General features: G+C 44.7%; 23 protein-coding genes. 10 read left to right on the plus strand and 13 right to left on the minus strand.

Annotation, left to right across the window (positions count from 1 at the left end):
* The first annotated feature begins 1 nt into the window (after nucleotide 1).
* The 4 genes from hisC to aroA all read left to right on the plus strand — a co-directional run bounded on the left by hisC (nucleotide 2) and on the right by aroA (nucleotide 4,594).
* Complete coding sequence (gene hisC / locus MAHAU_RS08675; RefSeq protein WP_041644014.1) at nucleotides 2-1,090, plus strand: histidinol-phosphate transaminase; 1,089 nt, start codon at nucleotides 2-4, stop codon at nucleotides 1,088-1,090.
* Between the two features lie 63 nt (nucleotides 1,091-1,153).
* On the plus strand, nucleotides 1,154-2,170 hold the full coding sequence (aroF, locus tag MAHAU_RS08680) for a 3-deoxy-7-phosphoheptulonate synthase (RefSeq protein ID WP_013781352.1): 1,017 nt from the start codon (nucleotides 1,154-1,156) through the stop codon (nucleotides 2,168-2,170).
* Nucleotides 2,163-3,275 (plus strand): prephenate dehydrogenase, encoded by a 1,113-nt coding sequence (locus MAHAU_RS08685; RefSeq protein WP_013781353.1) that lies wholly within the window; start codon nucleotides 2,163-2,165, stop codon nucleotides 3,273-3,275. Before aroF ends, MAHAU_RS08685 begins: the two co-directional genes overlap by 8 nt.
* 17 nt (nucleotides 3,276-3,292) lie before the next feature.
* Nucleotides 3,293-4,594 carry a 3-phosphoshikimate 1-carboxyvinyltransferase gene (gene aroA / locus MAHAU_RS08690; RefSeq protein WP_013781354.1) on the plus strand — a complete coding sequence of 434 codons (1,302 nt, stop codon included), beginning with the start codon at nucleotides 3,293-3,295 and terminating at the stop codon, nucleotides 4,592-4,594.
* 60 nt (nucleotides 4,595-4,654) lie between these two features.
* Here aroA and MAHAU_RS15065 read toward each other — a convergent pair whose 3' ends face one another.
* From MAHAU_RS15065 to MAHAU_RS08740, 10 genes are all read right to left on the minus strand, one after another.
* Nucleotides 4,655-5,035, minus strand: a complete 381-nt coding sequence (locus tag MAHAU_RS15065) for a helix-turn-helix domain-containing protein (protein ID WP_013781355.1) — start codon at nucleotides 5,033-5,035, stop codon at nucleotides 4,655-4,657.
* 95 nt (nucleotides 5,036-5,130) lie between these two features.
* Nucleotides 5,131-7,947 (minus strand): excinuclease ABC subunit UvrA, encoded by a 2,817-nt coding sequence (gene uvrA, locus MAHAU_RS08700; protein WP_013781356.1) that lies wholly within the window; start codon nucleotides 7,945-7,947, stop codon nucleotides 5,131-5,133.
* 15 nt (nucleotides 7,948-7,962) lie between these two features.
* On the minus strand, nucleotides 7,963-9,930 hold the full coding sequence (gene uvrB, locus MAHAU_RS08705; protein ID WP_013781357.1) for an excinuclease ABC subunit UvrB: 1,968 nt from the start codon (nucleotides 9,928-9,930) through the stop codon (nucleotides 7,963-7,965).
* A gap of 14 nt (nucleotides 9,931-9,944) precedes the next feature.
* Nucleotides 9,945-11,162, minus strand: coding sequence for a PDZ domain-containing protein (locus tag MAHAU_RS08710; protein WP_013781358.1), 1,218 nt, complete (start codon nucleotides 11,160-11,162; stop codon nucleotides 9,945-9,947).
* 20 nt (nucleotides 11,163-11,182) lie between these two features.
* On the minus strand, nucleotides 11,183-12,391 hold the full coding sequence (locus MAHAU_RS08715; protein ID WP_013781359.1) for a S41 family peptidase: 1,209 nt from the start codon (nucleotides 12,389-12,391) through the stop codon (nucleotides 11,183-11,185).
* 88 nt (nucleotides 12,392-12,479) lie between these two features.
* Nucleotides 12,480-14,714, minus strand: a complete 2,235-nt coding sequence (locus tag MAHAU_RS08720) for a transglutaminase TgpA family protein (RefSeq protein ID WP_013781360.1) — start codon at nucleotides 14,712-14,714, stop codon at nucleotides 12,480-12,482.
* A gap of 29 nt (nucleotides 14,715-14,743) precedes the next feature.
* Nucleotides 14,744-15,958 (minus strand): DUF58 domain-containing protein, encoded by a 1,215-nt coding sequence (locus MAHAU_RS08725; protein WP_013781361.1) that lies wholly within the window; start codon nucleotides 15,956-15,958, stop codon nucleotides 14,744-14,746.
* On the minus strand, nucleotides 15,951-16,898 hold the full coding sequence (locus tag MAHAU_RS08730) for an AAA family ATPase (protein WP_013781362.1): 948 nt from the start codon (nucleotides 16,896-16,898) through the stop codon (nucleotides 15,951-15,953). The genes MAHAU_RS08725 and MAHAU_RS08730 overlap by 8 nt, the downstream gene beginning before the upstream one ends.
* Before the next feature lie 72 nt (nucleotides 16,899-16,970).
* Nucleotides 16,971-17,828, minus strand: a complete 858-nt coding sequence (locus MAHAU_RS08735) for an NAD(P)/FAD-dependent oxidoreductase (protein ID WP_013781363.1) — start codon at nucleotides 17,826-17,828, stop codon at nucleotides 16,971-16,973.
* A 4-nt stretch (nucleotides 17,829-17,832) separates the two neighbouring features.
* Nucleotides 17,833-18,903, minus strand: coding sequence for an aldose 1-epimerase family protein (locus MAHAU_RS08740; RefSeq protein ID WP_013781364.1), 1,071 nt, complete (start codon nucleotides 18,901-18,903; stop codon nucleotides 17,833-17,835).
* Between the two features lie 283 nt (nucleotides 18,904-19,186).
* On the opposite strand from MAHAU_RS08740, the gene MAHAU_RS08745 reads away from it, so the two are divergent.
* From MAHAU_RS08745 to MAHAU_RS08760, 4 genes are all read left to right on the plus strand, one after another.
* Nucleotides 19,187-19,990: a divergent polysaccharide deacetylase family protein gene (locus MAHAU_RS08745; protein ID WP_013781365.1), complete on the plus strand. Its 804-nt coding sequence runs from the start codon at nucleotides 19,187-19,189 to the stop codon at nucleotides 19,988-19,990.
* A gap of 122 nt (nucleotides 19,991-20,112) precedes the next feature.
* Nucleotides 20,113-21,423 carry an FAD-dependent oxidoreductase gene (locus tag MAHAU_RS08750; RefSeq protein WP_013781366.1) on the plus strand — a complete coding sequence of 437 codons (1,311 nt, stop codon included), beginning with the start codon at nucleotides 20,113-20,115 and terminating at the stop codon, nucleotides 21,421-21,423.
* Nucleotide 21,424: 1 nt separating this feature from the next.
* On the plus strand, nucleotides 21,425-21,712 hold the full coding sequence (locus MAHAU_RS16155; RefSeq protein WP_013781367.1) for a ferredoxin family protein: 288 nt from the start codon (nucleotides 21,425-21,427) through the stop codon (nucleotides 21,710-21,712).
* Nucleotides 21,713-21,809: 97 nt separating this feature from the next.
* Entirely contained in the window at nucleotides 21,810-22,364 is a 555-nt protein-coding gene (locus MAHAU_RS08760; RefSeq protein ID WP_013781368.1) for a biotin transporter BioY, read from the plus strand.
* Between the two features lie 12 nt (nucleotides 22,365-22,376).
* On the opposite strand, the gene MAHAU_RS08765 is transcribed toward MAHAU_RS08760, so the two are convergent.
* Nucleotides 22,377-23,324, minus strand: coding sequence for a uroporphyrinogen decarboxylase family protein (locus tag MAHAU_RS08765; protein WP_013781369.1), 948 nt, complete (start codon nucleotides 23,322-23,324; stop codon nucleotides 22,377-22,379).
* Nucleotides 23,325-23,486: 162 nt separating this feature from the next.
* Between MAHAU_RS08765 and MAHAU_RS08770 the strand changes: the two genes are divergently transcribed.
* Together MAHAU_RS08770 and MAHAU_RS08775 are read left to right on the plus strand one after the other, a co-directional pair.
* On the plus strand, nucleotides 23,487-24,041 hold the full coding sequence (locus MAHAU_RS08770; RefSeq protein WP_013781370.1) for a flavodoxin family protein: 555 nt from the start codon (nucleotides 23,487-23,489) through the stop codon (nucleotides 24,039-24,041).
* A 12-nt stretch (nucleotides 24,042-24,053) separates the two neighbouring features.
* Nucleotides 24,054-24,803 carry a sugar phosphate isomerase/epimerase family protein gene (locus MAHAU_RS08775; protein ID WP_013781371.1) on the plus strand — a complete coding sequence of 250 codons (750 nt, stop codon included), beginning with the start codon at nucleotides 24,054-24,056 and terminating at the stop codon, nucleotides 24,801-24,803.
* 62 nt (nucleotides 24,804-24,865) lie between these two features.
* On the opposite strand, the gene MAHAU_RS08780 is transcribed toward MAHAU_RS08775, so the two are convergent.
* Entirely contained in the window at nucleotides 24,866-25,255 is a 390-nt protein-coding gene (locus MAHAU_RS08780; RefSeq protein WP_013781372.1) for a CoA-binding protein, read from the minus strand.
* Nucleotides 25,256-25,377: 122 nt separating this feature from the next.
* Nucleotides 25,378-26,331, minus strand: coding sequence for an alcohol dehydrogenase catalytic domain-containing protein (locus MAHAU_RS08785; protein WP_013781373.1), 954 nt, complete (start codon nucleotides 26,329-26,331; stop codon nucleotides 25,378-25,380).
* Nucleotides 26,332-26,333 lie beyond the last annotated feature (2 nt).

Below are 26,333 nucleotides of genomic sequence, written 5' to 3' on the forward strand. Positions count from 1 at the left end.
GATGATAGTGCTAAAACCGAGAGAAGTTATACCCAAAATGAAACCTTATATACCCGGCAAGCCTATCGGCGATGTAAAGCGCGAACTGGGTTTACAAAACGTTATAAAGCTGGCATCCAATGAAAACCCTTTAGGGTGCTCGCCGCTGGCCAAAAAAGCCATATCAGACATGATGGGCGAACTGGCCATCTATCCCGACGGCAATTGCACCGAATTGAGACAGGCTATGGTCAAAAAACTCAATGTCAAGCCCGAGCAATTGATATTCGGAAACGGCTCGGATGAAATAGTAGAATTGATATCACACGTATATATAGAACCCGGCGATCAGGCTTTAATAGGTAACGTTACGTTTTCAGAATACCAGGCATCCGTTGAGCTGATGGGCGGCCAATGCATAGAGGTACCTCTTAAGAATCATACATTTGACCTCGACGCATTTTATAGCGCCATAACCGACAAGACCAAGGTTATATGGCTGTGCAACCCCAATAACCCTACGGGTACCATATATTCGGGCGTAAAACAACTGGAGTTTATAGATGCAGTACCTAAAAACATACTCGTCGTCATAGACGAGGCATATAACGAATATACCGATGATCCGTCTTATCCGGAAAGCATAAATTTGGTAGATAGGTATGATAACATCATAGTATTGAGAACTTTTTCCAAAATATATGGTTTGGCCTCATTGAGGCTAGGCTACGGTATTGCAAATCCGGCTATTATAGACCTGCTGAACCGCATAAGGGCGCCGTTTAACGTAAACAGCGTCGCTCAATCAGCCGCCCTGGCCGCGCTTGAAGACAGGGATTTTTTATCCAAAAGCAAGCAGAATAATGATGAAGGCAAGAAATACCTGTATGCTGCTTTCGATGAAATGGGTTTGGAATATATACCCACACAGGCCAATTTCATTATGGTAAACGTTGACCGCGATAGCCGTCAGATATTCCGCGATTTATTGACTCACGGCATCATAGTTCGTTCGGGTGAAATCTTTAAAATGGACAATTGGATCAGGGTAACAATAGGTACTCCCGAGCAAAACGAGGCGTTCATAAGCGCATTAAAAGAGGTCCTATAATACCAAAAGCAGAAGAATGGTAGTATGGTGAAAACATAAATCATAGAAAGGAAGCATGGTAATATGGTTATAGTAATGAAACCCAATGCAACCCAACAACAAATCGATAACATATCGGAATATCTGAAAAAACTCGGCCTTGGCGTTCATATATCGACGGGAGCCGAGTACACCATAATAGGCATTATAGGGGACAAACGCCTATTGGGCGATACCCCCATAGAGCTTATGCCCGGCGTGGAAAAGACCATACCGATAGCCGAACCATACAAATTGGTCACTAAAACTTTCAAACCCGAACCTACTGTCATAGAGGTACGAGGCCACAAGATCGGCGGCGGCTCTCTAACGGTGATAGCCGGTCCATGCGCTGTAGAAAGCGAGGAACAAACCCTGGCCACGGCCATAGCCGTCAAAAATGCCGGCGCTCATATGCTGCGCGGCGGCGCATACAAACCTCGGACATCCCCTTATTCATTTCAAGGCCTGGAAGAAGAGGGCCTTAAGATATTGGCCGAAGCCAGAGACGCCACAGGTTTGCCCATTGTATCGGAGGTTATCTCGCCGGCCACTTTGGAAATATCCTTGAAATACTTGGACATCATACAGATAGGCGCACGCAATATGCAAAACTTTCAGCTCCTCCGCGAGGCCGGCCAGGCTCGAGTGCCTGTCATACTGAAGCGCGGCATATCGGCCACCATAGAGGAATGGTTAAATGCAGCCGAATATATAATGAGCGAGGGTAATTACCAGGTCATACTGTGCGAACGTGGCATAAGAACTTTTGAAACCGCCACGCGTAATACGCTGGATATAAGCGCCGTACCAGTATTAAAGGAGAAGACACATTTGCCGGTAATAGTAGATCCCAGCCATGGCACCGGTAAACGCGACTTAGTTATACCTATGTCGCTGGCTGCTATAGCAGCCGGCGCTGACGGGCTTATAGTGGAAGTGCACCGGGATCCATTGCATGCATTATCCGACGGCCCTCAATCCTTAGCGCCAGACGACTTCGCTGACCTTATGAAGAGAGTAACGATTTTACACGACGCTATGGAGCATGTAAATGGATGATATAGCTGCGGTAGCCGTAGTAGGTTTAGGGCTCATAGGAGGTTCCATAGCCAGGGCACTAAGGTACAAGGCTGATATTCATCGCATAATCGGCATAGATAAAAATGCCGATTATGTCCATGCAGCCCTTGAAGATAATGTAATATCGGACGGTATAGTAGTGGATGATCCAAATATACCAGGCCCAATCGACGCCGATATCGTTTTTATATGCACGCCCGTCTCTTCTGTTCAAGCAATGGTAAGCGCTATCGTACCGCATGTCAAAAAGGGCTGTATACTAACCGATACGGCTAGCGTTAAAGCGCCTATAATGTATGGTATAGAAACTATTTTGCTCGGCGATACCATTTTCATAGGCGGCCATCCAATGGCCGGTACTGAGAAATCAGGATATCATGCCGGAAACAGCCGTCTATTGGAAAATGCCTACTATATATTGACACCACCTTCAACATGCGATGATGAAGCGTTAGACAAATTATCGCATATAATACGCTCGATGGGGGCTATACCTGTAATAATGGACGCAGATACGCATGATGAGGTAGTAGCCGCTGTAAGCCACCTGCCGCATGTATTGGCATCTTCGCTCATGCATTTTACAAAGGACCAACATAACGCCGAATATATGAAATTACTGGCTGCCGGGGCATTCAGGGATATGACGCGAATAGCAGCATCGAATCCATACATGTGGCGCGAAATATGCCTGGCCAACGCCTCCGCTGTAAAACGGTCTATAGATGACTTCATAGCCGTATTATCGCGTTTTGCCAATATGTTAGACGATAAGGATGCTGAGTCAATTTTATCCTATTTTATCGATGCCAAACAGTGGCGCAGCGATATGCCGATTGTAAACAAATCATATGTTTATCCCACATTCGATATAATAGTAGACGTAGACGATAAACCCGGTACAATAGGAGAAATAGCCACACTACTTGGACAACACAGCTTGAATATAAAGAATATCGGCATATTAAACAGCCGCGAGGATACATCGGGGGCGCTAAAGATATCCTTCAGCGACAGGGAAACACAGCGCACCGCTGTCGATATACTGCAAAGCCATGGCTATAAAGTGTTTGCCGATTCATAGGAGGTTGGTAAGATAAAATGAAAATAAACATATCCCCAAAAAGCCATATAAGGGGTTCAATAACCGTACCCGGCGACAAATCCATATCGCATAGAGCTGTGATGCTCAGCTCTATAGCCGACGGCATCACTTATATAGACGGCTTTCTCATGGGCGCCGACTGCTTAAGCACCATCGCATGCTTTAAAGAACTCGGCGTATCCATCGATGTAAGCGGCGACAGGGTATGCGTACAAGGTGTCGGTATGCATGGCCTCAAACCGCCGACGCACCCGCTGGATGTCGGAAACTCAGGCACTACTATAAGGTTGCTGAGCGGCATACTGGCCGCTCAGCACTTTAGCACCACTTTAACCGGCGATGCATCCATACTCTCCCGTCCCATGATGCGCGTTGTGGAACCGTTGCGCCAGATGGGAGCTGAAATAAACAGCCCTGATGGGGGCATACACGCTCCTTTAATAATACATGGCAAACCGCTGCACGGTATAAATTACGCTATGCCGGTGGCCAGCGCACAGGTCAAATCCGCCATATTGCTGGCCGGTTTATATGCCGATAGCCCTACAACCATAACCGAACCTTATCCAAGCCGCGATCATACTGAACTAATGCTCAAAGCTATGGACGTACGTATTTTAGCCGATGAGCTGGACTTTGAGAGCCCCCGTTCCACCACCATATGGCCTGCGCAAGCGCTGCACTGCGCGCATATAAACGTACCCGGCGACATATCGTCGGCTGCGTTTATCATAACAGCGGCTATGCTGTGCCCTGAATCGCATATAACTATACAAGATGTCGGCATAAATCCAACGCGTACCGGCATACTGGATGCATACAAGGATATGGGAGCCGACATAACGATATCAAACCGGCGCTTATGGAATATGGAGGAGGTAGCTGATATATCCGTAGCCACCAGCCGCCTGCACGGCATAACCATAAGCGGCGGCATTATACCCCGTCTTATAGATGAAATCCCGATACTGGCAGTAGCGGCCTCGTTAGCCGAAGGGACTACCGTAATAAAAGATGCTCAAGAACTGCGCGTGAAAGAAAGCGATAGGATAGCTGCTATAAGCCATATGCTGCGCAATTTCGGGGCAGAAGTGGACACAACCGATGACAGCATAATCATAAAGGGAAAATCGCGTTTAAAAGGATGTCACACAAATCCGAAAGGTGACCACCGCATAGCTATGGCAGCGGCTATAGCCGCCTTGCTAGCCGACGGTAATACTTCTATAGAAGGGGCTGAATGCGTTGAAGTGTCGTTTCCGGGGTTTTTTGAACTGCTGAATTCGCTTGGTTACTAGGACAAAAGTCCTTATCGCATATTATATGTCCGCTTTTGCTTATTTATGCCATTTTTGCGGTTATTTATCGTCTCTGGCCCTTTGCCTTTTGCTTTTTATACCGTACAGATGGGTGAGCAGGCTTTCTTTTTCATCGGCTGTTATATAATCCAGCTCATCTAGCGCTTCCCTTATATCCGGATCGCGCAGTATAAAATCCGCTTTATTGCCCGCCTTATATGTCGTGCGTGCTACTCCGCATCTATCATCGGTACGACCTAACAAATAATCCACAGATACGTTAAAAAAATCCGCCAAACGGCATATCGTCTGAAAATCCGGTTGCCTTTTATCCGTTTCATATAGAGAAAGAGCGCTGCGTGAAATACCCAATACATTAGCCAATTCCTCTTGCGTCATCTTCCTCTCTTTGCGCAATTCCACCAAGCGTTCATATAACATAAAATAATACCACCGCTCTATAATATAGTATTATTATAAGAGCAGGTGGTATTGGCAGGCAATTAATGTAACTAAAAGCAGCATATCAGCATTTTTCAGCTACATACCGTGGCATCTATTCGTTCAGCCAATATATCTTTTAAGAATTGGCCGGTGTAGCTTTCGGGATTTGTCGCAATCTCTTCCGGCGTGCCCTGCGCCACTATCTCCCCTCCACGATCTCCACCTTCGGGACCGAGGTCTATTATATAATCGGCCGACTTTATCACGTCCATATTATGTTCTATGACCACGACGGTATTGCCGGCATCGACCAATCTCTGCAACATATCGATCAGCTTATGCACATCGGCCATATGCAGCCCCGTTGTCGGTTCATCCAGTATATACAGCGTTCTGCCTGTGGCACGGCGGCTGAGTTCGGTAGCAAGCTTTACTCTTTGGGCCTCGCCTCCGGAAAGCGTGGTGGCCGGTTGCCCTAGTTTCATATAGCCGAGTCCGACATCATACAACGTCTGGATTTTGGCCTGTATGCGCGGTATATTCTTAAAGAATTCCAGCGCATCCTCTACTGTCATATCCAGCACATCGGCTATGCTCTTGCCTTTATACTTCACCTCCAGCGTCTCCCTGTTATAGCGCTTACCTTGGCACACCTCACACGGGACGTATATATCTGACATGAAATGCATTTCTATCTTTATAACACCATCACCATGACAGGCTTCGCACCGGCCGCCTCTAACGTTGAAGCTGAAGCGCCCCGGCTTATAGCCGCGCATCCTGGCCTCCTGCGTCTGAGCAAATACATTTCGTATTATGTCAAATACACCGGTATAAGTGGCCGGATTAGAACGCGGCGTACGTCCTATAGGCGATTGGTCGATATCTATAACCTTATCCAGATATTCTTCGCCTTTTATAGCATCGTGTTGACCTGGGTAGGTATGCGCGCCGTTTAAATCCCTGGCTAATTGTTTATACAATATTTCATTGACCAATGTACTCTTGCCCGATCCCGACACGCCTGTTACACATGTAAATGTACCCAAAGGTATATCTACATCGATATCCTTGAGATTATTTTCACGCGCTCCTATTATACTGATCCATTTATTGCCGCCACGCCTTGTTCGCGGTATTTCTATCGACCTCTTGCCGCTTAAATACTGCCCTGTCAACGATTCGGGACAAGCCTTTATCTCCTCTACCGTACCGGTTGCCACCACGTATCCGCCATGCGCGCCGGGGCCTGGCCCCATATCTATTATATAATCGGCCGCATACATCGTCTCTTCATCATGTTCTACCACTACCACGGTGTTGCCAAGATCCCTCAGGTTCTTCAATGTGTCCAGCAACCTGCCGTTATCGCGTTGATGCAACCCTATACTTGGTTCATCGAGTATATATAATACGCCTACCAACCCCGAGCCTATTTGCGTAGCCAATCTTATGCGCTGGGCCTCACCACCAGACAATGTAGTAGCCGATCGCGAAAGTGTAAGATAATCCAGACCCACATTCAATAAAAACCCAAGCCTGGCGTTTATCTCCTTGAGTATCTGATCCGCAATCATATGCTCTCGTTCGGTAAGCAATAAAGCGGCAAAAAATTCATCAGCCTCGCGTATCGACATATCGGATACTTCAGCTATCGATTTGCCCCCTATAGTTACGGCAAGGCTTTCTTTTTTTAGGCGGGCACCGTGGCAGTCGGGGCATAATGAAGCCGTCATATAGCTTTCTATCTCGGCCTTTATCCATTCAGACTGCGTTTGTGCATATCGTCTCTCCAGCAGCGGAATAATACCGTCGAACTTGATGTTTCTCTTAGGCACAGCCTTGGTTGCCTTTGTCCCGTAAAGCAACAAATCGATTATATCCTCTCCGAGGTCTGCTACGGGTACATCGGTTCTGAAACCATAAGCATCGGCCAATGACCTGATAGAGCTATTAGCATAATATCCCTCTACAGCGAAATTCCACGGCTCGATAGCACCTTCATCCAATGACTTTTGTTTATCAGGAATAAGAAGCTCCGGATCCAGTTTCATCAACACACCGAGTCCCGTACAAGTCGGACATGCCCCGTAAGGATTATTAAACGAAAACAAGCGCGGCGTTATCTCCTCTATGCTTATGCCGCAATCCGGACATGCGAAATTCTGGCTGAACAGCATCTCCTGGCCATCCACAACATCGACCAGCACCAACCCGCCGCTCAGTTTCATAACCGTTTCTAGCGAGTCAGCCAGGCGGCCCTCTATGCCCGGGCGTATGCTCAACCTATCTACAACTATTTCTATATTATGTTTTTTATTCTTGGCAAGCTTTATGTCCTCTACAAGATCCATCACTTGTCCATCTATCCGAGCACGCACATAGCCAGCTCGCCGCATATCATCGAGTACCTTGACATATTCTCCTTTCCTCCCGCGCGCTATAGGCGCCAACAACTGTATCCTCGTACGCTCCGGCAACTGCATTATGCGGTCTATTATCTGATCCAGCGTCTGCTGCTCTATCAAGCGACCGCAGTTCGGACAGTGAGGTACCCCTATCCTGGCAAACAGCAATCTTAAATAATCATGTATCTCGGTGACAGTACCCACGGTGGAACGCGGATTATGACTAGTGGTTTTCTGGTCTATGGATATAGAGGGCGATAAACCCTCTATATAGTCAACATCCGGTTTGTCCATCTGCCCCAGAAATTGCCTGGCATAGGCTGAAAGCGATTCTACATAACGCCGCTGGCCTTCGGCATATATGGTATCGAAGGCCAGCGATGATTTACCCGAACCGCTTAAACCGGTTATAACCACCAGTTCATTGCGCGGTATAGTCACATCTATATTCTTAAGGTTGTGCTGTCTGGCTCCCTTTATAATAATAGCATCTTTAGACATAAAATCTTATACTCCCTATAGCTTGCTTTTCAACTCCAACATTTGATCTCTGTATTCAGCGGCTTTTTCAAACTCCATCGCAGCGGCCGCTTCTTTCATCTTGCGCTCTAACTCATCTATTATATCGACAATCTCCTGCCTGGTCAACTTGGTCTTGGCAGTATAAACCTCTCGTTTCTCAGCTACTTTTGTAATCTCTATTATATCGCGTATGCCCTTTTTAATAGTTTGAGGCGTTATGCCATGCTTTTGGTTGTATTCTATCTGCAACTGACGACGCCGATTGGTTTCATCTATAGCGCGCTTCATTGAACCCGTTATGTTATCGGCATACATTATTACTTTGCCTTCAACATTGCGCGCCGCACGTCCTATAGTCTGTATGAGCGACGTTTCGGAACGTAAAAATCCTTCTTTATCGGCATCCAATATAGCCACCAATGAGACCTCCGGCAGATCCAAGCCTTCTCTTAGAAGGTTTATTCCGACCAACACATCGAATACACCCAAGCGCAGATCCCTTATTATCTGCATACGCTCTATTGTAGCTACGTCAGAATGCATATAGCGCACTTTTATATTCAATTCTTTCAGATAATCGGTAAGATTTTCAGCCATCCTTTTGGTAAGCGTGGTAACCAACACGCGCTGACCTTTTTCAACGCGCTTCTTTATCTCGGCTATGAGGTCATCGATCTGGCCTTGAACCGGACGCACCTCCACCTCGGGATCAACCAAGCCGGTAGGTCTTATGATCTGCTCTACCACCTGCTGAGAATGTTCCATCTCATAAGGGCCGGGCGTAGCGCTGACAAAGATGATTTGATTGATATGCGCCTCAAATTCTTCAAACGTCAGCGGCCTATTGTCATATGCAGCCGGCAACCTGAAACCATACTCTACAAGCGTATCCTTGCGGGAACGGTCGCCGGCATACATGCCGCGTATCTGCGGCAACGTAACATGCGACTCATCTATGAATATCAGAAAATCATCCGGAAAATAGTCCAGCAACGTATAGGGCGGTTGACCAGGTTGACGACCGTCAAAATAACGCGAATAATTCTCTATGCCCTGGCAGTACCCCACCTCACGCATCATCTCTATATCAAAATTTGTACGCTGAACTATGCGCTGGGCCTCCAGAAGCTTGTTCTGAGCCTTGAATTCGGCTTCTCGTATAGCCAGGTCGCGCTCTATCTGCTCTATGGCCCTATCCAACGTATCCTGCGACGTAACATAATGCGATGCCGGAAATATAGCTACATGATTCAATTCAGCCGTTATTTCGCCAGTCACTATATCAACCTCAGTTATACGGTCGATCTCATCGCCAAAAAACTCCACCCTGATAGCCTTATCGCTCGATGACGCCGGAAAAATTTCCACCACGTCGCCATGTACCCGAAACGTACCACGTACAAAATCTATATCGTTACGCTCGTACTGTATCTCTATCAAACGGTGCAGCACCTCGTCGCGATCCCTCTCCATGCCAGGACGCAGCGATACCACCATCGACGCATATTCGTTCGGATTACCCAAACCATATATACATGACACGCTGGCCACCACTATAACATCGCGGCGCTCCAACAACGCCGAAGTAGCCGAATGCCTCATTTTATCTATCTCATCGTTTATAGCCGAGTCCTTCTCTATATACGTATCGGTAGTCGGTATATAAGCCTCGGGCTGATAATAATCATAATAGCTCACAAAATATTCTACAGCGTTATTGGGAAAAAACTCCTTAAATTCTCCGCATAGCTGTGCTGCCAGGGTCTTGTTGTGCGCTATGACCAGTGTCGGTTTTTGTACCTTTTGTATTATATTTGCCATGGTAAAGGTCTTACCTGAACCGGTGACACCTAGCATGGTTTGAAACTTCAGGCCATTCTTGACACCATCAGCCAACTTTTCTATAGCTTGTGGTTGATCGCCTGTAGGTTTATACTCCGATATTAAATTAAATTCTGCCATCGTTTATCAATCCTTTAACTCAGCCGGCTGCTATTCATAATGTTCCTAAGCGGATCATTATCATCGTGCATATTTATAAAAACAGCAGACCGTTTGGGCATTATAATAGCGCCAAGATTGCTTATTCCATCTGGATAAAATCGATGCTCGCAGCTTTTTGTATGTCCTTTTATATCTACACCGTCTACCCACATAAAATGCGGATAATCCCTTAATATTTCATTCAACATATCCTCGCTGTTTACATCGCGGCCATTAACCGATAATATTGTATCTCCGGCTTTAAGCCCCATGGTCTCGGCAGGCGATAGCGGCAAAACATCAAGCACCATAAGCCCGCGTCTCGGCGCAACAAATATCGGCTCGCCTTTCTGTTGTACCCAAACACCATATTTTATCACCAATTCATGAAGCACCGGCATAGCTATGGCTCCTATATATGCGAATACCTTATAGCGCGATGCGGCATAGGATAAAACCAGCAGCGTTAAGCTATATAAGCCTAGTCTGAACGCCGATGCATGCACCCTATCCTTAACCGGTTGGGTTATAGCGATATCACTGTAACCCAAAGCAGCTATCATGGGAATAAGCATAAATGATGCCGCACCGCTTGCTGATTTAAGCAACGGCCACCACGACGGCATATCCACCGCCTGTCCCACGACTATCATATCGGTGTAAATCAGAAACGCCAGAGGCAACGGCCAAAACTTTTGTATGGCAAACGCTCCTATCACTTCATGCCGGTTATTTTGCACCAACATAGGCAACGGGTCATGATCGCCCTCCATCAACATGAGCATGCTCTCCATAAGATGCAGTATACCCACCAATGCTATTATGCCCGGCACATATGCCTCAGGCCACCCGAATAAAAGGCTTATCATCGCTATTATGCCACCTGCATAAGAGAAGCATACAAACCTCGGATCAAATAGGAGCAGTATGAGGGCCAGCGGCCATATAAGCATTATGGAAATCTCGTCTATAGAAACGCCGATCCATAGAGCCACTATGCTGCCTATAAAACCCGCTACCAATCCGTATAAGCCACTATTTATAACGCGATGCCATATCGACGCCCTCGGCGCCCCCAACACTCGCTCTTCCAACTCCGCATATCGTTTGCTTTGAAAATACAGTATGAATATTACCAACGGGAAGTATATATTGAATATCGATTTTATAAAGACCTTAAATATAAGATTAACCGTATCTAAAAACAACATCAAACCTCACCTTGATATTTTTATTTTATTTTCGACTTCAATACCTCTACAGCCTTTTGCAACTGTGTATCATCCTCCGGTTTTATCTGCAGCGAGCTCTGGTATCCCTCGGGCATCTCTACTACCACATCCGGCTGTATGCCTGTGCCGTGTATGTTTCGGCCTTTAGGCGTATAATACTTGGAAGTCGTAAGCTTCAACGCCGAACCATCCTTAAAGTCGCGTATGCTCTGCACTATACCTTTGCCGAATGTCTTTGTCCCTACCAACGTGCCGCTGCCGCTGTCCTGCACCGCTCCGGATACCACTTCCGATGCGCTGGCGCTGTTTTCGTTTACCAGAATAACCAACGGTACATCTATCTTATTTGCATCGGATGACCAGGACTGCTTCTCGCCGTTTTTATCCATCGTATACACTATCAAGCCCTTCGGCATCAATCTATCCGCTATCTCAACGGCAACATCAAGCAATCCTCCCGGATTATCGCGCAGATCAAATATAAGGCCTTTCATACCTTGTTTGGAAAGGGCATTTAATGCAGCATCAAACTCTTTTACCGAGCCTTGATCGAAAGTGGTAAGCCTTATATATCCTATGCCGCCGTCCATCATAGAATATTCTATTGTCTGTATATTTATTATATCGCGTACCAATTCAAACTCCAACAGTTGAGCTGAACCTTCCCTCAGTATGGTAACCTTTACTTTGGTACCTTTATCGCCTTTCATCATGGCTACAGCTTTATCCAGAGAACTACCGTCCACATCCTGTCCGTCGACTTTTACCACCTTATCGCCCGGCTTTATGCCAGCTTTAGCGGCCGGCCCATCTTTGAAGGCATTTACCACTTCTATAAGGTTATCATCCGGATTAACCGTGACCAATAAGCCCACACCGGCATATTTGCCAGTGGTATGCTCCATAAACTCTTTATACTCATCTTTATCGAAATACTGCGAGTACGGGTCTCCCAAAGCTGCCACTAAGCCTTTTACCGCACCATCCATCAGTTTACTTTCATCATAAGGCAAGGCGAACTGACTCTCTATTGTCTTTTTCACTTCTGCCAGTTTGCTCGTGCTTACCAGCCACTGGTAATCTTCTCTGGAAATCGTTACCTTATCTCCTTGATAAACCTGCCAATAGTCATTTATAGCTAATGTCAACGTAGAAGAAAGTATAACAGCTATTATAACTATAATGATGGTCTGCTTCTTGCTAATCATCCAATTAATACTCCCTAATATCTATAATGTCGTTCTATTTATATCTATTATAACACCTAATCGCCATAAAGAGAATATATTTTCTGATTTATATTGCATTGAGCACATATCTGCGCCATATATAACTTATATAAGTTTTAGGCTGTTCACGTATGGACTCCAGTATGCGCTCATAATACTCTGACATTTGTTCCAATTCCGCTTTGGTCATAGATTGCTGACTATAACGCGCTCTCTGGAATATATCGGTGAGCTCTTTAAAACGCTGGCTACCCATATACCTGCACACCCTGTCAGCGTACTCCGCAGGCGTTTCGCCCGGCCACATGCTCAACCCCCAATGTTCCAACAAACGGCATATAATATCATAATATGTCAGTATACCATCGCGGTATTCGCTTCGGCGCCATATGTTCCGCTGGCGCCATTTAATGATCCATACATACGTTATGCGCATAAGCAAAGCGGCTATAAGTGCTGCTGCCGACCATAATACAGTTGGCCACCAGTTCGTTTCCGGTGGTTCTGCCGGCGCCACCACATCAATCTGCGCAGACGGATCATAGTTGCCGGTCGTTTGATTAAGTTGATTCATATAATCCATATATTGCTGATAATAATCGTTATAATTTCCAGCCGCTACAGCATCGCCTGTTATGGTTTCTCCGAATTGGCTTGCCGCATATGCCGGCGTTGGTTCAAAAGGCAACCACCCGAATTCACTGAAATATACCTCTACCCACGAATGTGCCTGTGAATTCGTTATTTCATAACGATCGCTTTCGACAGGTTCATCCGGCATAACGAAGCCTGTAACATATCTCGCCGGTATACCTATAGAACGCAACATAACAGCCATAGCTGTGGCATAGTATACACAATAACCCTGTTTTTGTTCAAATATAAAATAATCTACAAACTCCTGTCCTCGCGGTGTATAAGATACATCCAGAGTATATGGAAACTGCCTTAGATAGCTTTCCACCGCTTTGACTTTGTCGTAAGGGTTACTGTATTTCTCAGTTATCTTCATGGCTTCCTGCTTCAACCTATCGCTTATGCGGTCTTGAGGCAATTGTAAATATCGATTCATTATAGGTAAAGGATAATTATACCCGCTGGCTTTCAATCTATCCACATCGACTATAGGCACTATGGACTCTGCGGTATACGGCTCTCGCATACGGCCTTCAGGATTCATAATCTCATAAGCATCGCTACCATAATACTGGCCCCCATCCTGCTTATAAATTGCCCAGGGCTGCCACGGAACAAATAACGTATTGCTATGAAGATCAGCCGGCTCTACGGTTATTTTTATTTTATATGTTTCTACATCGCGCGCAAAGCTATTGTCCATTGCAGCGCCGTCGTTATATGCATACCATTTGGACTGAGATCTCTCCCAACCACGACCATCATATATATCATAGGCCACCGCTCTCAGATATGTTTTCTGAGGTGAATGCACTATCAGCGCTACAGAATCGTCTTGTAGGGCCGGCCCTCCCAGAAATTTTTGGCTACGCTGCATCCCCGTTTCTGATAAATCAAACGTACCGCTCAAATCTACCGATGTGAGCGGATGAGCCCTGTCGCCACCACGCCATTCCCTTACCACGGGAAAGGTCTGCACTATTTTATCATTGAGCCACTGCCACGAAACGGGTTCTATATCCATCGGCATAATCATGGTCATAGCAATAGCAGCCGCTGATATAATACCGCCCATACTCACCCAATTGCTCAGCGCATCTTTGCTTTTTACCCTTTGCTGTCGCTCATATGTGCGCAGAGCCATTAAAACCACAGCAACTGCCGCAAATACCACCATATAATATATAGCCTCATCTACAAAACCGTACCACTGTACAACGAAGACTAGCAGTCCTGCCACTATAGGTATAAAAGTCTGTTTCCAACGGATTATCAAGAACGGCATTATAAAACCCGTCAATATATATATACAAAAAAGCAATATCTGAGCATATGCCGCAGAATATTCAACCGAATTATTCATATACAGGCTTGCCCATATCGCCATATTTTTCACAAAATCCACCGCAGAAATCAACTCTTGCTTGTCGCGTATATATACAGCCACTATAATGGCTATAAAGGCCGCGAGCACTATTATATCTATCTTCTTGTAAAAAGCCCACAGCGAAAAAAGCAGCGTTATGATAACCGTCCATATTATGGTCCTATAGAAAGGATAAGGAAAATCGAACCCGTTTGTTATAGAAAGATTCAAGCATAAAACCATAAGCACAGCGACTATAATATATGTCAATAAATATCTTTTACCATGTATATCCTTCATAAGTTTCCCTCCCGGCAAACAACCATCGGCTAAATGGCCATCAAAGCCGAAGATGCGTTTTCGTTAGTAGAAAAATCCATTATCTGTACGCCGCATTCCTTAAGATATGCCAATGCATTGGCCTGTTCATTATCATGTTTATCGCCGAAATATACACATCTTATCTCATATCCCATATCTTTCAGGGATACCATGGCAGACAACGTATCGCTGGCTAAAAGCGGCACCAAAACCAATACCGCGGTACCCCATGGCATTGCCGCCATATCTTTCAACAGCACGTCCGACAATGGCCTTTCACCCTGCATTTTTGTCATTATTATAGAATCCATAAACGCCGTGAATGTCGAAAGATTATTACCCCATAACATTACATGCTCGCGTTCATCATATATCAATCCCGTATGCATTTCGCTGTTGAGGCAGTAATATAATATGGACGCCGCGCATTCAGCCATCCGTTCGCTTAATTCCGCAGTATTGCTTTCAAAATCAGGCTTATAGGTATCAATAATCACGCATACCTGCGTATTGGAATTAAATACAAAGTCTTTTACCAGTAATTCATCGCGTTTAGCAGACAGTTTCCAATGCACGCGTTTTATGCTATCCCCGTCCCTGTATTGACGTATACCGCCTATGTCAGCGAAATCCTCCATAATACGGTGCTTACCGGATATATTGCCCATTTGCTGATAAGACGATAACGATAAGCGATTCAAATTATACCATTTAGGATACACGCGGAGTATCAAATGAGAAGCCAATCGTTTATTTACAGCAAATATGCCAAAAGCGTCCTCTACCCTTAACGTTATGGAATCCATGTCATAAAAGCCGTAATGGCCACATTGCAGTATATCTTCGAAAGACACCTCATGCCTTGGACCCAAACTTATATGGCGCGAGATATGCTTCTGAGCTAACATATCAGATAATAAATCCGCACCTATGGCAACATAAGGTATCGGCAAAAAACTGGGATTCTCTATATCCATACTTATTTGAATGCTATCTCCCACAACAACGCTTTGCTTATCAACTTTTATACTCGTATACAATATATTGACCGAAATAATGGCCCATAAAAACGAAAACAGCATTGAAAACCCATATATATACAATATCATATACGGCAGGCTTCCGCCTGTAAACAATGCTACAAAAAACAGGATGAGCAAAAACGAAACTGCTATTATAGCCTTAATACCAGTTGGTTTTATGCTAAAACTCTTATCACGCATAATTCCTCACCGCAGGAACATTCAAATTAGCCAGTACATCTCGCACAGCATCTTCAGCCGTTTTATTCTGCAATCGATATTCCGGCCTGACTATTATGCGGTGGGCTAAGACAGGTACCGCTACATTTTTTATGTCATCAGGCAATACATATTCCCTGCCACGAATGAAAGCCAACGCTTGAGACGCTTTTAACAACACCAAAGATGCTCTCGGGCTCGCACCCAAATAAATGTCTTTGCTATTGCGCGTGCGATTGGCTATATTCACAATATAATTATACAGGCTATCGTCCACATACACCTGCGATACCGCCTCCTGCATCTGAATAACATCATTGCCATGGAGCACCGGTTCTAAGTGGTCGACTATATTATCGTTTTTATAACTCTGCAATATCGCCTTTTCATGGACAGGCTGTGGATAACCCATATTTATGCGAACGGTGAAACGATCCAATTGAGCCTCGGGCAACGGAAATGTTCCCTCGTATTCTATAGGATTTTGCGTCGCTAATACCATGAACGGTTCACTCACATTATAAGTCATGCCGTCTACCGTAATCTGCCTTTCGCCCATAACTTCCAATAAACTGGATTGCGTTTTAGGCGACGCTCTGTTTATTTCATCAGCTAATATTATATTGCTGAAGATCGGACCTTTTTTAAATTCAAAGCGCTGGTCCTTCTGATTATAAATAGATATACCGATTATATCTGAGGGCAATAAATCCGTGGTAAACTGTATTCGGCTGAAACTACATTGTATAGACCTAGCAAGAGCTTTAACCAATGTTGTCTTACCTACACCGGGCACATCTTCTATCAACGCATGCCCTCTGCATAACAATGCTACCAAGACGAGTTCTACTGCATCAGATTTGCCTATTAAAGCCTTTTCTATATTGTCCTTAAGTACTTTTGCCGATTGATGGAGATCCAAATATACCACCGCCATATAAATATTTGTTTATACGTTTATTTTATATTTAGCCGCAAAATTTGTCAATATATATTATTTTTTCAGCCTGTCGACATATCTGGCCGCTGCCAGAGCCGCCACAGTACCCTCGCCTACAGCTTTGGCCACTTGGTACGGCCAACCAGTGCAATCGCCCGCCGCATATACACCTGGTATATTGGTCTCCATGTCCCTATCCACTTTTATCAGCCCTTTATCCATCTCCAGACCGGGTATAAGCTGCTCCAAAGGCGTAACCTTCTTTAATACAAACACGCCGTCCACCGGCAATGCGGAATTTTTAAGCTTTAATACGCGCACCGCTTCATCGCCTTCTATAGCTATAGGCTTATCATTTATAACCTCAACCCCTTGCTTTACCTCCACAGGCTGATTATACAGTGGTATATAATAAACCTTTTGGCATATGCCGGCCAGATAATCAGCTTCTTCCTGTCCACTGACTTCTTCCGATATTATGGCTACCGTCTTGCCTTTATATAGAGGTCCGTCACAGGTAGCACAATAGCCCACTCCTTTACCCAAAAACTCCTGTTCACCTGGCATAAAACGCGTCTTGGGAATGCCTATGGCCAATATTACCGATCGGCTCTCATAAAATATATTGTTTGCATTTATCATAAAACTCGTGCCCATTGGCATGACATTGGTAACTTTTTCGCGTTTTATCTCCACTGCTTCATGTTGTGCTATATGATCGCGAAAACGCCGCATCAATTCCATACCGTCAGTATTTGGAAAGCCTAGATAATTGTCTATATCAGGGGCTTTGTCCATATAAGTGGTCTCTTCCCTGCCCGCGAATACCACCGTTTGCTGATTTCGTATATCCGCATTAAGGGCCGCAGCCAAGCCTGCCGGACCTGATCCGACTATAGCTATATCGTACATTGCTCTATTTATTTCCTCCCATATCATTTATGAATTCTTGTATGCTTTGTTCCCCGCTCAGCACTGCCAATTCTATATCCACATCTTTAATCTCGCCAGGCTGTATAAACTGCAGCCTGCCATTATTGCGGGCAGCCGCTCTGCCTTCGGGTATACAGTTACCTGGTTCTAAACCTACGACATAATCCTGCTGGCCCATCATCTTCCACTCAGTAAAATACGGCAATTGATTTATATTAAATTTTATGTAAATGCCCGTATTTATTTCTTTATTTATTATACCCACAGACGTATAGCCATCAGCGTCTGCTCTTAAAGAATGGAAAAAGACCTGTTCCGCATAACCTTTGGTGGGCATCTGAAAGCTATCATATATGCCGATACCAGGTTTAGCTGCCTCATCCCTCGCTGCTACTGAAATATCATCGGCATAAAGCCTGGAATATTGGCTGACTATCGGAAATCCAAAATTCATATGATATAGCAGCATAAGCGGCGAAGGTTGATAGCCGATATTTTCCACCTGATCGTGAATATATAGTTTAGAATCTCCCAGTACAGCCTTTATCTCCCGTGTAAGCTTGAGATTTTCGTTAAATGTACAGGCCTCCACCATACTGCCTCTGAGTTTCATTATATATTGTCCACTTTGCCAATAAGCATCCATGTTTACGTGCTCGGCAGGTATATTGCCTATACGCCCATGCTGCCCCAGCATCTCACCTTGATCATCACATGGCGCGCCAGCCTGTGTAAGGCCACAAGTAGTCAGTACTCCGCCAAAAAAACTGCGTAACCACGATAGTCCCTCAGGCTCGTAATACTGTGGAGCCACAATGCCCGATTTGGATATCCATCCCAGCGGTATGCCATTATATTCCGCCCACGCTATATCCATCGCCCTGCCCGGCAGTACAGTGAATTGAAAGCCAGAACCAGTCTTAACATCCACAGCTTCCACGCCCTCAGCGCGTCCCCCGCACAATATATGCCGTTTCATACCGGCCACCTGAGACATCTGCCCTATGCTCTCAATAAGTTGTTTTTCGCTCAATTCCATGCCAAATAGATTCACTATACTTTCATCCCTTCTAGTTGTTATAAATCATTTTTTAAATATAATACGAAAGAACACCTTGATAATTTAAGAATATACCGAATCTCTATTGTTATCTTCACTTATTATATCACAGCTGTATGTTCGGGGAAAGGCAGTAGGGCAAAATAATAGATATATACACCATGTTTTAGTAACTATTCAACTATACCACAGGCTTGATAACTGAATAGATAACATGTTTTGTATGCTTATGTCATTATATGTTGCACAGTATCATATACTTTCTAGGGTGATAATTATGTGGATTGTTATCAATAAAAACAAATTAATTGTATTTATAATATCGGCGATTACTATAATATGCATTCTGTCTATAGGAATATTCGCTAATGCTGCACATACGCCAAAGACACACTATATTGCGATTATTATAGATGATTTTGGCAACAACGGTGATGGAACAAAGGAAATGCTTGAATTGAGCATACCTCTGACAGCGGCAGTTATGCCCAATCTCCCCTATACTGAGCATGATGCAAATATGGCTCACGATGCAGGCCTTGAAGTAATCATGCATACCCCCATGCAACCAATCAACGGCAAACCCAGTTGGCTCGGCCCAAAGGGAATAACCACCGATTTACCCGATGATGAGATAAAAGCGCGTATAAACGAAGGCCTCGAGCAAATAAAATGGGCTATAGGAATGAACAATCACATGGGTTCAAAAGCTACCCAAGACAAGCGCGTCATGAAATCCGTCCTGGAAATAGCTAAGCAAAGGAATATGTTTTTTGTGGACAGCAAAGTTACTGCTAATTCCGTAATAGATGAAGTAGCTTCGTCTTTAAATGTACCGTGCGTTTCTCGAGATATATTCCTGGACAATTCAAAAAACCAGCATGACATACAAAAGCAGTTGGAAAAACTAGGCAATATAGCCGTCGAAAAGGGATACGCCATAGGAATCGGGCATGTAGGACCTGAAGGCGGAGTAGTTACGGCAAAAGCTATAAGGACAGAAATACCGCTTTTGGAAAAACGAGGTATACAATTTACATATATATCAAAAGTTGTAGATATTGCCATGAGCAAAAAATAAGGTTTAACTTATTTTTCCCGTTGAGTATGGGATATTTTCGCCTTTGCCACGGACCTTAAAATAAAATTATAAATATAAAGCAATAATATACACATAAGCATAAGTATTAAGGAGATAAATGCATGAGCTCGGACAGATATGATGCTATAGTAGTAGGTGCCGGCCCTGCCGGTTCATCGGCGGCTCTAACCATGGCTCAAAATAATCTTTCGGTAGCGCTGTTGGAACGCGGCGATTACCCAGGCAGCAAGAACATGTTCGGTGGCACCATATATACGGCGCCTACTGAGGAGATAATACCGGCCTTTTGGCAACAGGCACCGTTGGAACGGCCTGTGGTCAGTGATGAACTGTGGTTTGTGGATCACGATTCAGCGGTAAAGATAGGCTTTACGGGTTTAAGATTCGCTAAGCCGCCTTTTAATAAGTTTACGGCACTGCGAGCTAAATTCGACAGTTGGCTTGCTCATAAAGCTGTGGAAGCCGGAGCTCATCTTTTGACCAAGGCTTTGGCTACCGATTTGGTATATGAACGGACGGGGCTTATGAGTAAAAAAGTAGATGGAGTGCTACTGGATAACGGCGATGTGCTGCGAGCCGACGTTGTCGTACTGGCAGAAGGCGCACCGGCTTATCTTGCCCAAAAAGCCGGCATGCGCGGCAACATGGAGACCAGCAGCATAACCCTTTACGTTAAGGAGATACTGGATCTGCCGGCTGGCAAGATAGAGGAGCGTTTTAATCTGGAAAGCGGCTGCGGCACCAATATAGCCTTTATAGGCTATCCGACGTCTGGCGTTGTAGGCAAGGCCGGTATATGGACTAATAAGGATTCGATATCGCTCATAGTGGGAGGATATTTAAACCAGCTTATAAGCAAAGGGCTGAACCCTTTTCAACTTTTAGAGCGCACAAAGCAGCACCCCATAATAAAATGCTTGCTGGACGGCGCTAAACCGATAGAATACATGGGCGCTACCATACCCAAAGGCGGCTATAAAAATATCCCGCAGTTGTATGGATATGGCATACTGGTGACCGGCGACGCTGCTATGATGATAAGCGGACGGCAGGGTACAGACTTGGCCATGTTAAGCGGTAAATACGCTGCTGAAGCAGTGTGTCAGGCAAAGGCTAAAGGCGACTTCTCTCCTGACATACTCCAAGCATATGAGCGGCGAATCGACAGCAGTTATTTTATGAAGGATATCGAGGACCATAAAAACGTCGGAAATTATTATAAAAAGTACCCTGACGCTGATTACCTTATAAATAAGATGCTCAACGATGCGGCTTATGAGTATTTTAAAACCGACCTTGAACCGGGTAGCCAAAAAATCGATAAAATAATTCAACAGATAAGAAGTTTCCAGCATCCGTGGAAGACTGCAAAAGACATCTACCACGGCATACGAAATTGGGGTGTATTTTAGCGTGGGTAATTTTATAAAAAGCGAAGAGAATCCTCTAAAATACACTGTTATCAAGCCCTATAAAGAATCGCATATAAGTATAAGAGACCAAGGAATATGCGCATCCAGATGCGAGAATAAGCCATGCACATATTATTGCCCCTCGCGAGTATATTGTTGGTCGGACAATGCCATACAAGTAGATTACATGCGCTGCATCGAATGTAAGGCCTGCCCTTTCGGCTGCCCATACGGTAATATCGAATGGCATTATCCCAAAGCAGGATACGGTGTTATATATAAAATATGATATACTCTGTTGACAAAGTGAAGGCAAGCGATATACAATATAATTGTTAACCAAATAAAGATATTGGTTAACAATTATATTGCAAAAGGAGTGTATTATGAAAACTCGCGATATGATACTGGCGGCACTGTTCGCTGCATTGACCGCCATAGGCGCATTTATAAGGATACCCATGGTACCTGTAGCCATTAGCCTGCAGCTTTTCTTCGTAATGTTAGCCGGATTAATACTTGGCCCAAGGCTGGGAGCGCTATCTCAAATAATATACATAGTAATAGGCCTTATAGGTATACCCATATTCACCGAAGGCGGCGGGCCGGCGTACGTATTGAAACCATCATTTGGATATCTGATAGGATTTATAGCCACAGCCTATATATCAGGATGGCTGAGTCGACCTGCAGGCGATAAAAAGGTTGGATTCACCCATACCATGGCGGCGCTGATAGCTGGCATACTGGCCGACTACATAATAGGCGTACCTTATATGTACCTTGTGGTAACATATTATATTGGTAACAATATGACAATAAGTGCAGCTTTAACCAGCGGTTTCCTCATATTTTTGCCCGGCGATATAGCCAAAGCTATCGCAGCATCTTTGATATGGACAAGCATAAGAGGGCGCTTACCGATGATGCGGCGGAGCTGATAACCCGCTGCATCAGTATGCCCTATGCTTAAGGTAATAATCATGTATGAGCATATAGCTTTCCAGCGGCATACCTTTAAAAGCCACATTGGATGTAGAAAATATATATCCTCCCCCTGGCTTGCCATGTTCCATAGCATAAGCTGCACTGGCCAATATTTCCTCTTTAGTGCCGGTCTGCATAAGAGCGCAATTGACATTGCCTATAAGGCATACTTTATCGCCGTACATTTTCTTTATAACCGCTATATCTATGCCCCCCTGCGGGTCTAGGGAGTGCAAAGCATGCGGCCCGCATTCCACTATCTGATCTATAATGGGCATGATATCGCCATCGGTATGCTTTATAACATAAGCGCCCATTTTACGTTGACCGTCTATAAGCCGGGCCAAATATGGCGTTATGAATTCCCGGAACATAGACGGCGACAAAAACGAGCCTCGGTTAAACGCATAATCTGAACATAACGCAAAACCATCAAAACCACCGTCCATTAATTTGCGGCACCTCTCAAGCTGGTCATCCACCATCTTAGCCGCGCGCTCTTTCATTTCATCCGGATGATCATTTAAGGCATATACGAAGTCTAGCATGGTATCGCCGTCAGGTATAGCATAAGTGGCATCGCCATGGCATACAAATAGACGCTCTTCTTTAAGATACTCTTCAACTTTCTGCCGTATCGCTATCAGTGTGTCAGTATTGCTCTGGTCATCAAACTGCGGCACACCGTAACATATCATAGCTACGGCATAATCGAGATAATCGAATACTTTGGCCATTAACCTTGAGTTATGGTCTATGATCTCTTCCTTCGATATACCATCAGCCACCTCCCTACCGCTATAATAGCTCTCACCGAACAGTTCCTCGACCAACTGAAATTCCAACTCCATTGTAGGCACATAATCCGGTTGTTTTAACGTAAGCGCCATTATAGCCCTTTGTTTTGGTGTCATTTATATTCCCCTTCCATTTTAACGCTTTATAATAACCATATTTCATATTATCACCTTGCCGGATGTTTATCCATGTATTTTTTTGCTCAATCACTCGATTTTGCATTCGCAATAGTGTATAATATGCATGGCGTTAAATAAACACAACTTGGAGGTAGGATTATGAAGGTGATGATAATAACCAGCAGTCCAAATATCGACGGCCTTACAGCCGCATGTGGGCAAGCAGCCAAAGAAGGCGTCGAAACCGCCGGTGCTGAAGCTGTTATGGTACGCCTAAACGACCTCGATATAGGCAAGTGTCACGCATGCGATAACGGGTGGGGTACATGCAATAAACAGCACACTTGTCAGGTAGAAGATGATTTTCAAAAGCTTCATGCATCGGTAAACGAGATGGATGCTTACATATGGGTAACGCCAGTATACTGGGGTGAGATGAGTGAAGCTGCAAAAGCTTTCTTTGATCGCCTGCGCCGATGCGAAGCCAGCAAGGAGAACAATACCGCTATACAAAATAAGCCTGTTATATCGGTGGCGGCGGCCGGCGGCAGCGGTGGCGGTACGTTGACATGTTTGTCGTCCATGGAACGATTGGTACACCATATGAGAGGCATTGTATTCGACCTGATAGGCATAACACAGAAGAGCAGAAACTATAAGATTTCAACTATACGCAGCGCAGCTCAAACCATGGTGGAAAGTTATAAAAAATAAGGAGGGTGTTTTATGTATAAAATAGGTTTGCAATTATATTCGATCAAAGAGGAGACGGAAAGGGATTTTTTTGGAGCCTTAAAAAAAGTGGCCGACATAGGTTATGATGGTGTAGAATTCGCGGGCTATTTTAATACACCAGCTCTGGATTTAAAAAATGCTTTGGGTCAATACGGTTTAGATGCAGCAGGCAGCCATATAGGTATAGACCTGTTAACCAATGAGCTCCCATCGGTTATAGAATATAGCAAGACTATAGAAGATCCATTTATCATATGCCCATGGCTCCCCGAAAATATGCGCGATAGCAAGGAAAGTTGCAAACGCACCGCTCAACTGCTCACCGATATAGGCCGTGAATGCAACAAAAACGGCATACAGTTTGGCTATCATAATCATGACTTTGAATTCAGGACAATAGGCGACAATTTGATATTCGACCTGTTATTCGAGAACAGCGATCCCGAAGCCGTAAAGATAGAACTCGATACATTCTGGGTGGAATATACCGGCTATAAATCCGTAGATATAATAGACAAATACGGCAGCCGTTGCATATGCCTGCATATAAAGGATATGAAGAGTTGGGAAGAAAGGGTTAATACCGAAGTAGGCTGCGGCGTTATGGACTTTAAGAGTATTATAGCCGCTGGCAAAAAATATGGCGTAAAATGGTATACAGTGGAACAAGAAGAATTCGAACGCCCGTTGTTCGAAAGCGTAGAAATAAGCTGCAAAAATTTAAAACAACTGCTGGCATAACATTCGTCGCAAATACAGGGACCATGCTATCACTATAAGCTATGGCCCCTGTATTTACATGATTAACTTCTATTTACTTCAAACATCGCGCAAACGTTGCTTATCGTTTTTAGCCCTAAATCCTGAGATAGATTTATCAGATCATCGCTTTCAGCCCCAGGTTGAAACCATATGAACTCACAGCCAAGCGCAGCCGCCTCCCTGACAAAAGCCTCGGATTTATCAGGCGATATTATCACATCTACGACTTCAGGTACCTTTGGCAATGAAGAAAGGTCTTTATAGCACTTTTCTCCGTCTATCTCATCATAAAATGGATTTACTGGATAAACCTCATACTGGTGATCTTTCAGGGCTCTATAAACCTTATATCCAAACTTTTCTTTGTTTTGCGTCGCTCCGATAACCGCCCATATTCTTTTGCTCAATGCTGCATTAACTAAATTATCCACCGCAAAGATCCTCCCTCTAATAGTGTTTTAAAGCTTTAAGCCGTCACATGCATATTATAGCCCTTTCTCAAAATGTTTTGCAAGCGCTGGCCTCTTTTTGCCACAAGCAGCGAAGACAAAAGCTAAATACTGCAGCGAACAAGCGCTTTAATAAAGCCCTTAGGTTTATTTTCCATGTCTGCGTTTGCCTGGTCGAACTCCTCCATAGTATAAATATTATTGGCAAGGCCTTTAAACTGCCACAAACCGGCAGCAAGCAAATCCAGTGCATTCTGGCAACAGTGCACTTGATAAGCTGTGCGGCGTTCGTGCGCGTTGATGACGTTAATTGCTTTAAAATTCCACTCCATAAAATCAACAACCCTATCAGTATCATTATGATAACCGCCGACGCCAAGCGTTCCATGCGCGCAAACCATATCTCCAGCCAACCGAAGCGCGCTCTCGGTACCCGCAAATTCCATAACAGTGGAAAAACCATTGTTAAATATATCGCCCATATGATCCATAGTAACTTTATAATTCTCGGGCAATTCTTCAGGCGAATACACTTCGGTTGCACCAAATCTCAAAGCGTTTTCCCTCGCTTCTTCACGAGGATCAACAGCTATAATCCTACCTGCTCCCCTTAAGCGGAAGAGAGAAATTGCCCCAAGTCCCATATAGCCAGCACCTACAACCGCAACCGGGTCTCCCGCTGTAACAATCGGCATCCTGCTAACAGCGCTGACAATGCAGCTTAATGGCTCAGCTATCGCATCCTCATCAGCTAAAACATCAGGAACATGCACGGTATTTTGAGCCTCCATAATGCAGTATTCCGCATACCCTCCGCCAAGCCCTGTCACCCTGTCGCCAACATGAAACCCCTGTACATTCGGCCCTACCTCTGCCACCACCCCTATAGGCTCATGACCGAATTTATCCCCGGGTTTGGCAACAGACCAAGGATACCATTCCGAATGGCACATGCCCGTATAAGTAAGTTTTACGAGCAATTCCCCATCCTGGGGCCTCGGGACTTCGACATCAATAACTTTGCTTTTGCGCGGGCCTTCCATAATAATCGACTTCATAT

Source organism: Mahella australiensis 50-1 BON (genome assembly GCF_000213255.1).
In the GTDB taxonomy this organism is placed as follows: domain Bacteria; phylum Bacillota; class Clostridia; order Mahellales; family Mahellaceae; genus Mahella; species Mahella australiensis.

Excerpts from the sequence above, each read along its gene's own strand:
- uvrA (WP_013781356.1), bottom strand. The coding sequence starts at position 7,947 with ATGTCTAAAGATGCTATTATTATAAAGGGAGCCAGACAGCACAACCTT.
- MAHAU_RS08720 (WP_013781360.1), bottom strand. The coding sequence starts at position 14,714 with ATGAAGGATATACATGGTAAAAGATATTTATTGACATATATTATAGTC.
- uvrB (WP_013781357.1), bottom strand. The coding sequence starts at position 9,930 with ATGGCAGAATTTAATTTAATATCGGAGTATAAACCTACAGGCGATCAA.
- MAHAU_RS15065 (WP_013781355.1), bottom strand. The coding sequence starts at position 5,035 with ATGTTATATGAACGCTTGGTGGAATTGCGCAAAGAGAGGAAGATGACG.
- MAHAU_RS08760 (WP_013781368.1), top strand. The coding sequence starts at position 21,810 with ATGAAAACTCGCGATATGATACTGGCGGCACTGTTCGCTGCATTGACC.
- hisC (WP_041644014.1), top strand. The coding sequence starts at position 2 with ATGATAGTGCTAAAACCGAGAGAAGTTATACCCAAAATGAAACCTTAT.
- MAHAU_RS08770 (WP_013781370.1), top strand. The coding sequence starts at position 23,487 with ATGAAGGTGATGATAATAACCAGCAGTCCAAATATCGACGGCCTTACA.
- MAHAU_RS08765 (WP_013781369.1), bottom strand. The coding sequence starts at position 23,324 with ATGACACCAAAACAAAGGGCTATAATGGCGCTTACGTTAAAACAACCG.
- MAHAU_RS08710 (WP_013781358.1), bottom strand. The coding sequence starts at position 11,162 with ATGTTGTTTTTAGATACGGTTAATCTTATATTTAAGGTCTTTATAAAA.
- aroA (WP_013781354.1), top strand. The coding sequence starts at position 3,293 with ATGAAAATAAACATATCCCCAAAAAGCCATATAAGGGGTTCAATAACC.
- MAHAU_RS08735 (WP_013781363.1), bottom strand. The coding sequence starts at position 17,828 with ATGTACGATATAGCTATAGTCGGATCAGGTCCGGCAGGCTTGGCTGCG.
- MAHAU_RS08775 (WP_013781371.1), top strand. The coding sequence starts at position 24,054 with ATGTATAAAATAGGTTTGCAATTATATTCGATCAAAGAGGAGACGGAA.
- MAHAU_RS08750 (WP_013781366.1), top strand. The coding sequence starts at position 20,113 with ATGAGCTCGGACAGATATGATGCTATAGTAGTAGGTGCCGGCCCTGCC.
- MAHAU_RS08725 (WP_013781361.1), bottom strand. The coding sequence starts at position 15,958 with ATGCGTGATAAGAGTTTTAGCATAAAACCAACTGGTATTAAGGCTATA.
- MAHAU_RS08715 (WP_013781359.1), bottom strand. The coding sequence starts at position 12,391 with ATGATTAGCAAGAAGCAGACCATCATTATAGTTATAATAGCTGTTATA.
- aroF (WP_013781352.1), top strand. The coding sequence starts at position 1,154 with ATGGTTATAGTAATGAAACCCAATGCAACCCAACAACAAATCGATAAC.
- MAHAU_RS08685 (WP_013781353.1), top strand. The coding sequence starts at position 2,163 with ATGGATGATATAGCTGCGGTAGCCGTAGTAGGTTTAGGGCTCATAGGA.
- MAHAU_RS08785 (WP_013781373.1), bottom strand. The coding sequence starts at position 26,331 with ATGAAGTCGATTATTATGGAAGGCCCGCGCAAAAGCAAAGTTATTGAT.
- MAHAU_RS08745 (WP_013781365.1), top strand. The coding sequence starts at position 19,187 with ATGTGGATTGTTATCAATAAAAACAAATTAATTGTATTTATAATATCG.